This is a genomic window from Olsenella kribbiana (assembly GCF_036408795.1).
GTDB classification, from domain to species: Bacteria; Actinomycetota; Coriobacteriia; order Coriobacteriales; family Atopobiaceae; genus Olsenella_L; species Olsenella_L kribbiana.
This window is the reverse complement of record NZ_JAZGJP010000029.1, coordinates 1-15186: the sequence shown is the minus strand read 5'-3', so window position 1 is coordinate 15186 and position 15186 is coordinate 1. Positions and strand designations below refer to the sequence as shown.

General features: G+C 58.8%; 13 protein-coding genes. 7 read left to right on the top strand and 6 right to left on the bottom strand.

All coding sequences use genetic code 11. The features are described from left to right. Nucleotides 1-220 precede the first annotated feature (220 nt). Nucleotides 221-1084, bottom strand: coding sequence for an aldo/keto reductase (locus VXJ24_RS11205; protein ID WP_330973006.1), 864 nt, complete (start codon nt 1082-1084; stop codon nt 221-223). 381 nt (nt 1085-1465) lie between these two features. Between VXJ24_RS11205 and VXJ24_RS11200 the strand changes: the two genes are divergently transcribed. Next, on the top strand, nt 1466-1603 hold the full coding sequence (locus VXJ24_RS11200; RefSeq protein WP_330973005.1) for a hypothetical protein: 138 nt from the start codon (nt 1466-1468) through the stop codon (nt 1601-1603). Nucleotides 1604-1670: 67 nt separating this feature from the next. Here the strand turns inward: VXJ24_RS11200 and VXJ24_RS11195 are convergent, their stop codons facing one another. Further along, the gene (locus VXJ24_RS11195; protein WP_330973004.1) at nt 1671-2618 is read right to left on the bottom strand and encodes a putative ABC transporter permease; all 948 of its coding nucleotides are present in this window, start codon (nt 2616-2618) and stop codon (nt 1671-1673) included. A 361-nt stretch (nt 2619-2979) separates the two neighbouring features. Between VXJ24_RS11195 and VXJ24_RS11190 the strand changes: the two genes are divergently transcribed. Genes VXJ24_RS11190 through VXJ24_RS11180 form a run of 3 tightly spaced genes read left to right on the top strand, consistent with a single transcriptional unit; the run spans nt 2980 to nt 5139 of the window. Next, nucleotides 2980-3294, top strand: a complete 315-nt coding sequence (locus VXJ24_RS11190) for a PadR family transcriptional regulator (protein WP_330973003.1) — start codon at nt 2980-2982, stop codon at nt 3292-3294. Then, on the top strand, nt 3291-4106 hold the full coding sequence (locus VXJ24_RS11185) for a DUF1700 domain-containing protein (protein ID WP_330973002.1): 816 nt from the start codon (nt 3291-3293) through the stop codon (nt 4104-4106). Before VXJ24_RS11190 ends, VXJ24_RS11185 begins: the two co-directional genes overlap by 4 nt. A 22-nt stretch (nt 4107-4128) precedes the next feature. Then, nucleotides 4129-5139 carry a CPBP family intramembrane glutamic endopeptidase gene (locus VXJ24_RS11180; RefSeq protein ID WP_330973001.1) on the top strand — a complete coding sequence of 337 codons (1011 nt, stop codon included), beginning with the start codon at nt 4129-4131 and terminating at the stop codon, nt 5137-5139. 85 nt (nt 5140-5224) lie between these two features. Here VXJ24_RS11180 and proC read toward each other — a convergent pair whose 3' ends face one another. Together proC and VXJ24_RS11170 are read right to left on the bottom strand one after the other, a co-directional pair. Next, on the bottom strand, nt 5225-6004 hold the full coding sequence (gene proC / locus VXJ24_RS11175) for a pyrroline-5-carboxylate reductase (RefSeq protein ID WP_330973000.1): 780 nt from the start codon (nt 6002-6004) through the stop codon (nt 5225-5227). Nucleotides 6005-6026: 22 nt separating this feature from the next. Then, a complete protein-coding gene (locus tag VXJ24_RS11170; RefSeq protein ID WP_330972999.1) occupies nt 6027-7229 on the bottom strand; it encodes a MalY/PatB family protein in 1203 nt (400 codons plus the stop codon). A 264-nt stretch (nt 7230-7493) separates the two neighbouring features. Here VXJ24_RS11170 and glgB point away from each other — a divergent pair, with 264 nt between their 5' ends. Beyond that, nucleotides 7494-9314, top strand: coding sequence for a 1,4-alpha-glucan branching protein GlgB (gene glgB, locus VXJ24_RS11165; RefSeq protein WP_330972998.1), 1821 nt, complete (start codon nt 7494-7496; stop codon nt 9312-9314). A gap of 107 nt (nt 9315-9421) precedes the next feature. Beyond that, nucleotides 9422-10042, top strand: coding sequence for a hypothetical protein (locus VXJ24_RS11160; RefSeq protein ID WP_330972997.1), 621 nt, complete (start codon nt 9422-9424; stop codon nt 10040-10042). Nucleotides 10043-10299: 257 nt separating this feature from the next. On the opposite strand, the gene VXJ24_RS11155 is transcribed toward VXJ24_RS11160, so the two are convergent. Then, nucleotides 10300-11589, bottom strand: coding sequence for an IS256 family transposase (locus tag VXJ24_RS11155; RefSeq protein ID WP_330972996.1), 1290 nt, complete (start codon nt 11587-11589; stop codon nt 10300-10302). Nucleotides 11590-11774: 185 nt separating this feature from the next. Here VXJ24_RS11155 and arsD point away from each other — a divergent pair, with 185 nt between their 5' ends. Beyond that, nucleotides 11775-12857, top strand: a complete 1083-nt coding sequence (gene arsD / locus VXJ24_RS11150; RefSeq protein ID WP_330972995.1) for an arsenite efflux transporter metallochaperone ArsD — start codon at nt 11775-11777, stop codon at nt 12855-12857. On the opposite strand, the gene tet(W) is transcribed toward arsD, so the two are convergent. Further along, on the bottom strand, nt 12790-14709 hold the full coding sequence (gene tet(W), locus VXJ24_RS11145) for a tetracycline resistance ribosomal protection protein Tet(W) (RefSeq protein WP_330972994.1): 1920 nt from the start codon (nt 14707-14709) through the stop codon (nt 12790-12792). The genes arsD and tet(W) overlap by 68 nt on opposite strands. Nucleotides 14710-15186: the final 477 nt, after the last annotated feature.

Below are 15186 nucleotides of genomic sequence, written 5' to 3'. Positions count from 1 at the left end.
TGCATGTCCCGCTCTCCGGCATCGCAGCCACGGCCACGGTCCAGCCGAAGCTTCCTGCGAGCTTGCCTAAGCCGTTTGCAGTTCAGGGAGCCTAACTATGCCGGAGGTACTCAGCCATTAAGCCGAATATGCAGCTGTCCATAAGAAAGGGGATGCAGGACACGCAGCCTGCATCCCCCATCAGATTAGACTTCCTTTGTGCCAAGCTTTCCGGAGTACCCTAGAGCTTTCCGCCATACACCGGGAATATGCCCGCATCGCCGTAGTCATGGATCCTCTCGGCGTGCTTCAAGGCCTCCATGTCCTCAGAAGAGATCTCGAAGTCGACATCGGCGTTCGACTTCATGTGCTCGGGATTGGCAGTCTTCGGAAGCGTGATCGTGCCGAGCTGCAGGTCGTAGCGGATGCAGAGCTGCGGGATGGTGACGCCGTACTTTGCTGCCATCTCTGCAATCTTCGGATTCTTGAGGGCCTCGCCGTGGGCGACCGGGCTGTAGGCCTCCATGACTATGCCCTTTGATTGGCAGTAGTCGATGAGGCCGAGCGGCGTATTGGAGATATGGCAGAGCACCTGGTTCACCATCGGCTTCACCTCGGCGTTGTCCCAGATGTTGTCGATATCCTCCTTCTGGAAGTTCGAGACGCCGATGGCGCGAATCTTGCCTGCCTTGTAGGCATCCGTGAGCGCACGCCACACCTCGAGGTTGCCCTCGAAATAGCGGTCATCGGACTGGTTGACCTCTACCCACGGCTGCGGCGAGTGGATGATCATCATGTCGAGGTAGTCAAGGCCCATGGCTGCGAGCGACTCGTCGATGCTTCTTGCAGCGGACTCGTAGTCCTTGTGCTCAGCTGCGACCTTCGTCGTCACGAAGAGCTCCTCGCGCGGAATGCCTGCCGTGCGGACGCCCTCTCCGACGCCGCGCTCGTTTGCATAGGCCTGGGCGGTATCGATGTGACGGTAGCCGATCTTCACCGCCTCGCGCACTGCCTCTGCCGCTTTGTCGTCGTCGATGAACCAGGTGCCCAAAGCGAGCTGGGGCACGACGATACCGTTCGAAAGGGCAAGGGTCTTGCTGTACATGAATCCTTCTTTCTGTCAGATGTTTCTGATTGTTGATCTGCTAGGATTGTCCGCCCCGAGCGCGCTGCCTTGTTCCGTGTGCACGGAGTGCCTCCATCACGCCGTATGAACAGTGTGGGGCTGCTTCGCTGCAATTGCTATTGCCTATTGCACATATCGTGCTATGCATCTCTTCTATTGCAAACGGTACAGAAAAGTCCGGAAGGTACCGCCGCATCGAGCAGGCAGGCCTGCCACCCAGCTTTCGTAAAGCTGCCGTAAACCATCGGCACGGAATCGTAATGACTCGCCTCGGAGCCGATGAGGGGATATCGGCCGGGAAATGATGTAGGTGAAGAGATGGATCTGGACCATCTCCTTCCCCTCGAAGAGGAGGCTGCCATGAGCGAAGAAATGAAATCGAGCCTTGAAGGCTTGGGCTATGGCATGCGCCTGATCCTGGAAGCCGACTGCGCGACCGTGCTTGGCTGCCTCGCATCGATTGCTATCCTCTGTGCGCTCTGCCTCGTCTTCGGCTGATTTCACCCATCCCCTTTTTCTCCCCCCTGTCAAGGAAAGCGCCCTTTTCGGGGCGTTTTCCGTCTTTCTATGAGGTTGTGCTCGTGCCGTCTTCGATGACCATATTCTCGAATCTGTTCGACATGAACTCGTTCGAGTAGTGTTCGTCGACCCATTCCTGGAAGGCGTTCTGGGGAGGTATCCCTGCGTCGCGTGCCGCTCTCCTGTTGAAGCACGCAAGCGTCATCCCGATATCGGCCACGAGATAGACCGCCAGAAGCGCTACGAACGTGACCTGGCGCTGCGTCGTCGGCTCGCCAATCGTGTAGAGGAGCCAGGGCATAACAATCTCGGTCCAGGCAAGGCCCAGGAATCCCCAGAAGAAGAGGAAGGGCACCGCCACCCATTTCGTAATGGCTCCCGGCACCCCGCCTGCAATGTAGTCCCAAGAAACGGCGCCCATGAAGGTCTCCATGCTCCAGCCGGTTATCTGCTCCAAGAGGCCTCCTACGATCATCGACGCCAGGAAGATCTGCCACCACTTGGCGTGCTTCCTGCGCATGAACATGCCGGCAGCCGTGAGGAACAGAGCCCCGAACCCATAGAGCGGCGAGAACGGACCCCAGACAAGGCCGTAGCGACCCTGCGTAAGGCCGACAGAGACGAACATCCAGAACTCTTCGAGGGCAAGGCCCAGAAACGAGCAGAGCAGGAAGATGATCACGACGTGGTACCAGGTGATGCGCATATGGTCCACGTAGTCGCTTCTCACGACTGCCTCGGCACGCTGAATCTGGCGCACCTGGTCGCGCGATAGCTTGAGCGGCTTTTTCATCTCCTTGCCGATATGGCGGGCGGCACGGTAGAGGATGAGCTGGTCGACCGCATCTGCTACCTCAGGCGAGACAGCGCGGTTGTCGATAGCGCGCTGGACCGGCTTGCCACGGCCAAGCCAGGCGAAGAACGACTTCACAAGCCAGAAGATGAAGCGTATGAGGAGCCCCAGAAGGACCAGGGAGACAACTGACCAGAACACAGGCTATCCAATCGACAGGTTCGCGCGGAACAGCTGGACAGAGACATTGGCAGACGCTGCTTCCCTATTCTGGCAGATACGCAGGGCGCCTGCAGGGCAGAACATGCCTTAGGCCGCCTGAAGCAGTGTGCGTCCATTCCCCTCCCCGAGGTGCCTGGCGACAGCAGCCATCCCAGGAAGCATTCGGCAATGCACTGCGCTGCATCTCGAACAGTTGCTCGAACCCTGCAAGAGATTGCTCGCCCGCCGCTTTCGCAAGAAAGTCCGGAGAAGCGCTTGACTCAATACTATGTAACGCATAGTATTCTTCTTGCCATGATACTATGTGTTGCATAGTATTCGAGACGAGAGGAGGAGAGCCATGGAAGCGCAGCTGAAGCGTGGCTTTCTCGATATCTGCGTCCTTGCCGCACTTGCCCGGGAGGACTCCTACGGCTACCAGATCATCAAGGATGTACCGGCATCGCTCGGGCTGTCCGAGTCGACGCTCTACCCGATCCTGAAGCGTCTGAGAACGCAGGGGCAGCTCGAGGAATACAGCCGCGAGCATGCCGGCAGGCTCAGGAAATACTACACGATCACCGACAAGGGCAGAGCGACGCTCGACGCCTTTGTCGAAGACGAGGGAAGCATCGAAGAGATCCTGTCCTACGTGAGAGAGGGAGCGGGAAAATGACCTACGAAGAATGGAGCGAAGAGCTGAGGCACGCGCTCGAGAAGAGAGGCGTCAGCAAGGCCGAGACAGAGCGGGCCTGCGCCTTCTGGCAGGAAGCGTTCGAAGACCGCACCGAAGCCGGCATGGATGAGGAAGAAGCAGTTGCAGACCTCGGCACCGCCAAGGAGGCAGCAGATGCTGTGGTCGAGAGCCTGCCACCCTTCCAGAAGAGCCTGCTCGGCCTCCGCCAGAACAAGGAGCGCACGATACTCGTGATTGTCCTTCTGGTCGTCGGTGCAATCGTCTGGGTGCCGCTCGTATTTGCGGCAGCGCTTGTCGCCGTGAGCATCTTTCTTGCTCTCTGGTCTGCCATCGGCTGCGTCTGGCTTGCTGACGGAGCTGCCATGCTCTCCGGCATTGCCGGCATCATTGCCCTCATCTGGGGCTGCACGCAGGGGTATCTTGCGGCAGGCCTTGCCGAGGGTGGCGTCATGATCGCTGTCGGCGGCGCTTCCGTCATGCTCATCCCTCTTGCCATCCAGCTCACGAGCATCCTCTACCATCTGCAGGCACGCTTTGTCCGCTGGATCGCCCATTTCTTCATGCGTGTCGTGAATCCTGAAGCTGCAATCGAAGAGAAGGCATCCACACTCTGGTGGCGTCGCCATCCCGATACCTTCCGCCTGCTCCTCACGATCGGTGGCATCATCTGCGCTGCTGGCGCCCTCCTTGCCCTCATCGGCTTTGCCGTCTCCGGCGCAGACACAGCCGTCTTCTCCGCGCTGCCGGCAATCGGCCCCAGCACCTTTGGCACGTTCTCGCTTCGCTTCTAGGAACCAAGGGGAGCAGCCTTCCATGGACAGGAACATCTCCGCCCGGGACATCCTCGGCCTTGCCGGCAGCTATCTCTGGGCCCTTGCACTCATCCTCGCAGGAAGCCTCATCGGCTCAATACTTGTCTCTGCCATCGCAGGCGCCCTCTATGGGCTCGTATCAGGCGACAGCATGAGCCTCATGTGGGATGCCCTCAAGGCAGGAGATCCCACCGTGCTCGGCCTTCCGGCGCCAGGAGCAGGCTACAGCATCTCCTGGGCAAGCATCATCTATACCGCAGGCCGCTACCTTCCCCATCTGGGTATCTGGGGGGCCTTCCTCCTCTATCTGGCAGTCTCGAAGACCTCGCACCCGATTCTCAAGGTTCTGAGGCCAGGCTATGGCGGAAACACCCTGAGAGGCCTTGCCTTGGGTCTCGGCCTTGGCTTCGCGCTCAATGGCATCTGCATCCTTGCTGCGGCCCTTTCGGAATCGATCCAGCTCTCCTTCATCGGCGTGAATGTCCTGGGCCTCGTCCTTGTTTTTGCCTGCGTCTTCATACAGTCATCGGCAGAAGAGTTTGCCATCCGCTGCTACCTCTTCGAACGGACACTCAGGACCTGCGGGAGCACCACCTTTTCCATCGTCTCGAGCTCTGCCCTCTTCGCCCTTCTCCACCTCACGAACCGAGGCGCAAGCTTCGTGTCCTGCCTCAACATCTTCCTCGTCGGCGCCTTCTTCTGCCTGCTTGTCGCGAAGCTCAGAAGCCCTTGGACAGCATTCGGCTGCCATACGGCCTGGAACTTCACGCAGGCCGTGCTCTTCGGCCTTCCGAACTCGGGCTACACGTCCCCGTTCGCGCTCTTCGGCCTTGCCTCCGGAACGACGCCTCAGGCCGGCTTTGCCTATGATCCCATCTTCGGTATCGAGGCCTCGCCCCTCTGCGGCATCATATTCGCCGTTGCCTGCCTGGCACTCATCCTCTATGCCAGAAGGCGCAATCTCGAGCCGGACAATATCTGGACTGAAGGGGCACTTCCCTCTGTTTCGTGACAGAACCATCTGTATGCATAAGGAAGCGGCACAGGGAGCCATTCCCTGTGCCGCTTCTGCCATCTCTTGCATGTTCCGGATCTGGCTACTCAAGAATCGCATCGATCGAGTGGATGCAGGCAGCACGGAAGCCGTCCTCCTCAAGCGAGCAGACGCCTCTGATCGTGGTGCCGCCCGGCGAGCAGACCGCATCCTTGAGCACGCCCGGCTGCTCCTTCGTCTCGAGGGCAAGAGCAGCGGAGCCTTTCACCATCTGCGCGACAAGCGCATAGGCCTGCTCACGCGGCACGCCGTACTTCACGGCCGCATCGGCATAGGCCTCGATCATGAGGTCGACGAATGCCGGTCCGCAGCCTGTGACCGTGCCCGCTGCCGCCATGAGCGCGCTCGGCACCTCCTCTACGACGCCGACCGTCGCGAAGAGGTCCATAAGGGCCTTGCGCTCGGCAGGCTCGAGGCTCGTCTTCTCCTCGAAGAGGAGCACCCCTTCCCTCACCATGGCAGGGGTGTTGGGCATCACGAACTGGAAGCGGACGTCAGGAGGAAGCACCTTCTCGTAGTGTGCGAAATCCCAGCCCGCAGCGATCGAGACGAGCGCCTTGCCCGAAAGTGCATCGCCGAGCTCTGCCACGACACCCTCGATTTGGTACGGCTTGCATGCCATCACCAGCGTATCAGCTGCAGCTGCAAGCTCGGTCAGAGACGCGACCGCCTGGAATCCGATGCGCTCTGCATTCGCACGGAGCTTCTCCTGGTGAGGAGCATAGGCAAAGACATGCTCGCCTGCCAGAGCGCCTGACGAGATGAAGCCCTGGGCTAGCGCCTGCGCCATGTTGCCCATGCCGATGAAGCCGAGGCTTTCCATAAGGTCCCCTTTCGTGTGCTTCCTAGTCTGTGAAGACGTAGCGGTCGAGGCGTGAGAACGCTTCCTCGACACGTGCCGTTGGCAGTGCCAGGTTCATGCGAATCGTATCTCCTGCCTGGAAGGGACGCCCATCCTGCCAGGCGACGCCCACATCCCAGCCGGCACGCTGGAGCTCGTCGATCGAAACGTTGTGCTCCTGGCACCAGCCAGCGCAGTCGAGGAAGAGCATGTAGGTGCCCTCGGGGCGGAAGAAGTCCACACCCTTGTGGGCCGAGAGATGCTTCACGGCGACATCGACGTTCGCATCGAGGACTGGCAGGAGCCCGTCGAGCCAGGCCTCGCCTTCTTTCGAGAAGGCGCCGATGGCGGCATACATCGAGAGCACGTTCATTGCGTTGTAGTGTGTACGCGTGCTTGCGGCAACGAGACGGTCCCTGAGATAGCGGCTATAGACGATGTGGTAGGAGCCCACAAGGCCAGCGAGGCTGAACGTCTTGCTCGGCGCATAGAAGGCGATCGTGCGCATCTTTGCATCGTCGTTTATGGACTGGTACGGGATATGCTTATGTCCGGGAAGGATGAGGTCGCTCCAGATCTCATCCGAGATCACGACGCAGTCATGTGCCGCATAGACCGCATTTGCCGCCTCGAGCTCCTCGCGGGTCCAGACACGGCCGCAGGGGTTGTGCGGGTTGCAGAAGACGACGAGGTGGATCTTGTTCTCCTCGATCTTCTGTGCCATGTCCTCGAGATCCATGCGCCAGACGCCGTCAGCGTCGCGCTTAAGCGCAGAATGGACAATCCTCCTGCCTGCATGCTCGATCGAGCCCGTGAAGCCGATATAGGTCGGGTTGTGGACGAGGATGGCATCGCCCGGCGAGCTGAAGGCTTCGAGCGCAGAGACCACGCCGCCGAGGACGCCGTTCTCGTAGCCGATATCCTCCTTCGTGAGGCCCTGGACGCCGTTTCTGTCCTTCTGCCAGCGGATGATTGCATCGAAGTACTCATCCCTCGGCTCGAAGTAGCCGAAGGTCGGATGCTTCAGGCGCTCAGCCATAGCATCGGTGATGCAGGAGGGAGCAAGGAAATTCATGTCTGCCACCCACATCGGGATAGCATCGAAGCCCTCCTTCGGAGCGCCCGGTGCTCCCGGCTTGCCGAGCGCATCGACCGCTATCGCATCATATCCGGCACGCTCGGGGAGCGTGGTGTAATCGAACTCCATGGATCTTCCTTTCTGCGTGCAGGCAAGAGCCTGCCTCTCATATGCACCTAACTGTAGCCCATATGGCCAGATGTCCTTTCCACAAACATGGCTTCCAAGACGCACCACAGCAGAACCGTTACCATGCCCCGCCTGCGGCATAGGCACACCGGAAGCCGAGGAGGCTTCGCACTTTCCCGACAGATGTCCTATTCTTTACCTGTACAGAACATTTCCCGATACAGATGTATCGGCCCTATAGGCGGTGCCCGAAGGAGCTGGCAGATGAAGACCTATGACTTCTATGTAGGCAACGAGTACTTCGCACATGAATATCTGGGTGCACATCTCGTCCTGGGAGGCGTGACGTTCCGCACGTTTGCGCCTGCCGCAGAGTCGATAGACCTCGTGCTCGACGGCAAGCGCTTCCCGATGAACAAGATCGAGGACGGCAACTTCTGGGAGGTCTTCGTGAAAGGTGCCAAGGCAGGCACCCCCTACGAGTACGCAATCACGCACGGCGGCAGGACCGTGAACCATGCCGACCCGTATGGCTACGAGATGGAGCTGAGACCTGCCCACCGCTCCATCGTCTGGGACCTCTCCTATACCTGGCATGACCAGGACTGGATGCAGAAGCGCACAAACCGCGTGGACGGCCCCATGAACATCTACGAGATGCACATGGGCTCCTGGAGGAAGAAGTCGGGAGACGAGCCGACAGACGATCCGAAGGACTGGTACCGCTACGACGAGATCGCAGAGCCCCTCGTGAAGTACCTCACGGAGTCCGGCTTCAACTACGTCGAGTTCATGCCCCTGAACGAGTATCCCTTCGACGGCTCCTGGGGCTACCAGCCGACCGGCTTCTTCAGCCCGACTTCCCGTTACGGCACGCCGCAGCAGCTCATGGAGCTCGTCGATGCCCTGCACCAGGCAGGCATCGGCTGCATCCTCGATATCGTGCCTGTGCACTTCGCAACGGACCCGTATGGCCTAGCCGATTACGACGGCACGCCGCTCTTCGAGTATCCGAATGACGCGGTCGGCGTCTCCGAGTGGGGATCGCACAACTTCATGTATTCCCGCGGCGAGTCGAGGAGCTTCATGCAGTCCTCTGCGAACTTCTGGCTTGGCTGCTACCACTTCGATGGCCTGCGCATGGATGCCATCTCCCGCATCATCTACTGGCAGGGAGACGAGGCAAGAGGCGTCAACAACGACGCTGTCGCCTTCGTCCGCAAGATGAATGTCGGCGTCAAGAACCTCAACAAGGGCAGCTTCCTTGTGGCTGAGGACTCGACGAACTTTACCGGCACGACAAAGCCCGCATCCGAGGGCGGCCTCGACTTCGACTACAAGTGGGACATGGGCTGGATGCATGACACGCTGAGCTTCTTCCAGACCGACCCCTACTTCCGCGCCGGCAACTACCACAAGCTGAGCTTCTCGATGATGTACTACTACAACGAGAGATATCTGCTGCCGCTCTCCCACGACGAGAATGTCCATGGCAAGGCGACGGTTGCCCAGAAGATGTGGGGCGACTACGACAAGAAGTTCCCGCAGGCCCGCTCGCTCTACCTCTACATGATGATCCACCCTGGCAAGAAGCTGAACTTCATGGGATCCGAGATTGCCCAGCTGCGCGAATGGGACGAGAAGCGCGAGCAGGACTGGTTCCTGCGCTCCTACCCCATCCACGACGGGTTCTACCACTACTGCGCAGCCTTGAACCACCTCTATCTCGAGCACCCTGCCTTCTGGGAGGAAGACTACGAGCAGAAAGGCTTCCAGTGGCTCGACGTGGCCTCGACGACGAGGGTCTGCTATGCCATCGAGCGCAGGAGCAAGGAAGGCGAGCGCGTCTGTGCCCTCATGAACTTCAGCGGTGCCGAGCAGAAGGACTATGTCGTGCCCCTGCCTGAAGCCAAGACCGCAACGGTCATCCTCGACTCCGACTGGGAGCGCTTCGGCGGCACGACCCCAGACGATACGGCAAAGGTCGCCTTCGATCCTGAGACCGGAAAGATATGCGCAGACCTGCCGCCCTTCGCAAGCGTCCTTCTTCTTGTAGATGCACCCTCCGCTCAGAAGAAGGCTTAGACGCCCAGCCGAAAGAGCAGCATCCTCACAGCAGGCGCATATTAGACTGAATGGCAGCCGCCTCACGGGGCGGCTGCTTCGTTCCTGCCATATCCTGGGAGGTTCCCATGAGCGAGATCGGATTCAAGATCCAGATGCTGCCGCAGTCTCTGACAGAGGAAGAGACCAAAGAGCTGCGCCGCCATTACCTTGTCTATGCAAAGGCAGAGCGCGACGAGGGACGCGACCTCCATCGCGACCTTGACCGCATATATACGGAGGTAGACAGGCTTGCTGAGGAAGGCAAGCTCCTGCGCCTCGTAACCTCCCTCCATGAGTCGAAGCACACTGTCATCTTCGCGACGGACGCCTCGATGCTCTCGCTGCGCGAGTTCCAGCAGGCCATGCTTGCAGAAGGCAGGGTCGTGCGCCTCATCTCCGAGTCCTCCCCTGAAATCAACTTCGTGACCGCAATGATGCCGACAGACCTTCTGCTCGTCGTCACGACCTCGAACGGCTTTGCAAGGCGCCAGATTGCCCGCATCAAGCAGAGCCGTGCCGACAAGGCCATCATCACTGCCTCGGAAGACCCCGATCTCCACAGCGCCTTCAATGAGGTGCTGACCATCGGCCACGGTGCCGAGGAAGGTTCCGCAATGCACCGCATCTATGCAACCTTCGGCGTGACCTACTTCTTCGACCGCCTCTTCACGCAGTACGCAAGGGCATTCGACGAAGAGCTCGCCTGATTCAGAACCAAAAAAGAGACGACGACGCGGCTTCCCTTCCGGGAAGCCGCATTCTTACTGAATGGAGCCTCGTTGGAGGGAGCGCTCCATAAGGTTTCTCCTGCCGTCTGCACGAAGAGCATGCGTTTAAACATCCTCCGGGCTCCCCCTTTTCATATTGACAGTTATCTATATGGTAGTGTCGGCAATGTTGGTGTAATGGCCCTTCCTGTCTGGCACGAGGAGGCCGTCCTGGATCCGGAATTGCTGCCGCTATCCTATGCCGACTCCATCCCGTCCGCAAGCTCGAGGCTCGCCTCTATCGCCTTGCGCGCGGTCTCCCTGAGCTCTGCCAGCCTCTCCGGCGTGGGCGGGAGGGATGGCCTCCTCTCCTTCGAGAGCTCTGCCATCCTCTCCTCCGAGAAGTAGCGCCTGTCGGCCCAGATCTCGTCCTGCTCTGCAAGGACGGCGCCTGCGAGCCTCAGGAGCGACCTCTCCGAGGGGAATACCTGCACGACCTTCGTGCGGCGCTTGATCTCGCGGTTGGTGCGCTCCTGCAAATTGTTCGTGCGCAGGCGCTTCCAGTGCGATGCGGGGAAGTCCAGATAGGCTAGGGCATCGGCCTCCGCCTCCTCCCAGATCTCCGCCGCCTTCGGGCAGCATTCCTCGAGCATCTCCGCTGCGAGGTGGTAGAGGGCGCGCACCTGGTCTGCCTCCTTCGCCCTGAAGACGGGCTTCATGATCCTGGCGACGCGCCTCCTGAGGGCCCTCGATCCTGCAGCCCCTATGCAGTCCCTCATGAGGTGGACGGCGCACCTCTGCCATGCAGCGCCGAGGAACACCTCCGATATGGCGCGCTTCAGGCCTTCATGGGCATCGCTCGTGACCAGCTGGACGCCTTCCACGCCCCTCTCGCGTATCCTCTCCAGGAACTCCTTCCAGGATGCGTGCGATTCGGTGTCGACGACCGCAAGCCCCAGGATGTGCCTCCAGCCGTCCGCATCGCAGCCTATGGCCGTGACGATGGCCGTGGAGGAGACGTGCCCCTCCCTCCTGCACTTCACGTAGGTGGCATCGAGCCAGATGTAGGGCATGTCCAGCCCTCCCAGGGGACGTGCCAGCAGCTCCTCGACATCCGCATCGAGGCTCCTGGCAATCGAGCTCACCTGGTCCTTCGAGAGCCTGTCTATGCCCATCCTCTCGGCTATCCTCTGGACCTTCCTCGTGCTCGTGCCGGTCTCGTACATCTCCGCCACGGCGGCGATGAGCGCCCTGTCGGTCCTCTGGCAGCGCTCGAGGATGTCGTCGGGGAAGAAGCTTCCCTTCCTGAACCTCGGTATCCTCAGGTTCAGCATCCCCACGCAGGTATTGAGGGTCCTCGGCCTGTAGCCGTTCCTGCTGTTGCCGGAGGCCGAGCACATCTCCTCGGCCTCCGCATCCATCACGGCATTAATGACCGACTCCGCCAGCTGGCGGAAGAGCTCCTGGAGGTTGATGCTCCCGTCTGCGAACTTCGGCATCTCTCCTGCCGCGGCCGTGCACACGGCCTGCTCTGCTATGCTGTCCATTGGGCCTTCGTCCTTTCCACGAACCTGTAATGTCGCGATTCCAGATTCTAGGACGGGGGCCTCCTTCTTTCCCGCAGGAGTGCCTTCAGGCAATCAGGTGCTTACACCAACTTCTACGACACGATCATCTATATGTTGCTAGACTGTCCAATAGTTCGATGTATATCTATATGAGGAGGCCTTCCATGCACACCATCGAGGTTTTCGACCCTGCCCTGTGCTGTCCCACCGGCATCTGCGGACCGAGTGTCGACCCAGAGCTCCTGAGGATGTCAGCCGTGCTCGACGCCCTTGCCAAGGCAGGATTTTGCGTCGTACGCCACAGCCTTGCTCAGCAGCCCCAGGCTTTTGCGGACAACGAAGAGGTCAGAGAGCTGCTGAGGCAGGAGGGGGCAGACATCTTGCCTCTTACCTTTGTCGACGGCGAGCTCATAGCGAAAGGCGCCTACCCCACGACAGAACTCCTGGGCACAACGCTCGGCGTCATCTTCGTCTCGGGTGACGAAGAAGGATCCCATGGCTGCTGTGGCGGAGACTCCGATGGGGGCTGCTGCAGCGGAGACTCCGATAGCTGCTGCTGCGGCGGCTCCTGCTGCCAAGGGGGGGTGGCCGATATGAGATGGCAGCTGCCCGAAGCACGCGACCTTGCCCCGCTGCGCTATCTCTTCTTCACCGGCAAGGGAGGCGTCGGGAAGACGAGCATCTCCTGTGCCCTGGCAGTGGCCCTGGCGGATGCAGGCAGAAAGGTCCTTCTGGTCACCACCGATCCTGCCTCCAATCTGGAAGACGTATTCTCCCAGGAAGTCGGTGCCACGCCGGTGCCGGCACACGGAGTGGAAGGACTCTGGCTTGAAGAGGTGGACCCGACGGCGCAGGCAGCTACCCTGCGTGAGAGCGTTGTCGCGCCGTATCGCGGCGTGCTTCCTGCCGACGCAATCGCCCAGATGGAAGAACAGCTCTCCGGATCGTGCACCGTCGAGATTGCTGCCTTCGACCGCTTTGCCGAGCTTCTTGCCGGCTCGGAAACGGAAGGCTTCGACCACATCATCTTCGACACCGCACCGACAGGCCACACGCTGAGGATGCTCGAGCTGCCAGGGGCATGGTGCACCTATCTGGACAGCAATACGACAGGCACCTCGTGCCTGGGCCCGCTTTCAGGCCTTTCCGAAAAGCGCAGCCTCTATGCCCGTGCGGTGGTTACATTACCTTCTGAAACATATGGCGCACCTTGTCCAGGCGGCTGTTTGGACGGCGGGGCTGGATGACCGGCTCGCCGACAGTGGCCTGATACCCTTTCAGTTCCGTCAGGCATACGCTCCGCCCGTTGGTGTAAGAGGCCAGATCAGTACGGTATGCCTGTATGCAGCGGGCAGGAATCTCGCCAGTAAAGACAACTTCATCCTTTTTTACCTGGGCCGTTTCGATGGTGGCACAGTATTTCGGCGCATCGTGATAAGCCCTGGAAAGGTATTCCTGGGGCGCATAGAGGGTGAAGGAGAGATAAGGTTCCAGCAGCTGCGTCCCTGATTCCTTCAATGCCTGTTCCAATACAATCGGGGCCAATGAGCGGAAGTCCGCCGGCGTGCTGACCGGACTGTAATAAAGCCCGTATTCAAAGCAAATCTTACAGTCCGTTACGTTCCAGCCATACAAGCCCTGCTCCAGCCCGTAACGGATACCATCCCTGACAGCGTTTTGAAAACTCTGGTTCAAGTATCCCAGGGAAACCCGGCTCTCGTATTGTACACCGGAGCCAAGCGGGAGCGGCGTAACAGACAGTCCGATGGATGCCCAAAACGGGTTGGGCGGCACCTCGATATGGATGGTGTGGCTGGCTGCTTTGAGCGGCCGCTCCATATAAATGACGGTGGGTTCCTTCACCGCTGTTTCAATCTTGTACTTTTCCGCCAGCAAAGCGGAAACAACCTCCAACTGCACCCGGCCCATAAAAGAAAGAATGATCTCATGGGTGATGGAATCCACCTCGTAGCGCAAAAGCGGGTCAGTATCCGCAATTTGCGTAAGAGCGTCCAGCAGCCGTTCTCTTTGCGTTGCCGTTTTCGGCGCAATCGTCGTCCGCAGCATGGGGAGGGGGTCCTCGCGCCACCTTTTACGAGGGAGCCGGGTTTGGTCCCCTAATACATCGTTTAACCTCACGCTGTCGCTGGGAAGGATAACAATTTCACCCTGATAAGCGGTGTCTGTCCGAACAATTTCCCCTTTGGATGGAATACGCATCTCTGTGATTTTCAGCTTTTCTCTCCCGGCCAGGGCCACCGTATCCCGCAGGCGCAGCGTTCCGCTGTATAGCCGCAGATAGATGAGCCGCTGGCCGCAATCGGTGTACTCAACCTTGAAAACGCTGCCGCATAGGGCGGCGCCCCCCTGTTCCCCAATCGGTTGGAACAGCCCTGTCACCGCATCCATCAACGGTTGAATGCCAAGACCATTTTTGGCGCTGCCATGATAGACTGGGAACAGGGAGGCGTCTTGAACCCGCTGCTGTTCCTCCCGCGCAAGTTTTTCCCGGCTGATTGGTTCTCCTGCGATATACTTTTCCAATAATTCATCGTTATTTTCGATGACCGCATCCCATGCTTCTATGTCGGTATTTTCCTCCAGGACTATTTCCGGGGACAGCGACACCGTCTGCTTGATGATAATATCGGCGGAGAGCTTATCCCGAACAGACTGATACACGCCCTGCAAATCAACGCCAGCCTGGTCGATCTTGTTGATAAAGATAACGGTGGGAATGTTCATTTTCCGCAGGGCATGGAACAGAATACGGGTCTGGGCCTGCACGCCATCTTTAGCGGAGATCACCAAGATGGCCCCATCTAAAACAGCCAAAGAGCGGTACACCTCCGCCAAAAAATCCATGTGGCCGGGCGTATCCACAATGTTGACTTTACATCTGTGCCACTGGAAGGAAGTGACTGCCGCTTGAATGGTAATCCCACGCTGCCGCTCCAAAAACATGGTGTCCGTCCTCGTTGTCCCTTTTTCGACGCTCCCCGGTTCTGAAATGGCTCCGCTGGCATATAGCAGGCTCTCCGTCAAGGTCGTCTTTCCAGCGTCTACATGGGCAAGAATTCCAATATTGATTATTTTCATGTGATTGTCCTCCCTTTACTGCCCCGAAGGGCATAAAAATCCCCAGCAGTAAAATACTTTTACCACTGGGGATGATAATTTGCGGACATACACATATACAGCCTACACCTGTTTGTGAGTGCTGTTTTTGGGGATATGTCAAAATTGATAAGGCAAAAGTATTCTTAAATTGGGTACAAAAAACTAAGCCCCTACAAAAGGGACTATCATAATCCTTTGTTCCCACTATTTGATTATAGTTTTATTTAAGAATACCTTGCCGCATATTTTTTACTCCTTTTCTGGAATTGAATTATTATATCTTATATCACATCAGTTTTAGGAAAACAAGTATCTAAAAGAAATTTTTCTTCCCCTGCTCAATTACAGACTTCATACGAACGGTTCCGGAAGTCAGCTGTACATGTGCGGATGGATGGCGGAACCTGTGCGGTGGTGGCCGGAGAGGCCGGCCAGACGACGTGCAGGAAGAAGCTG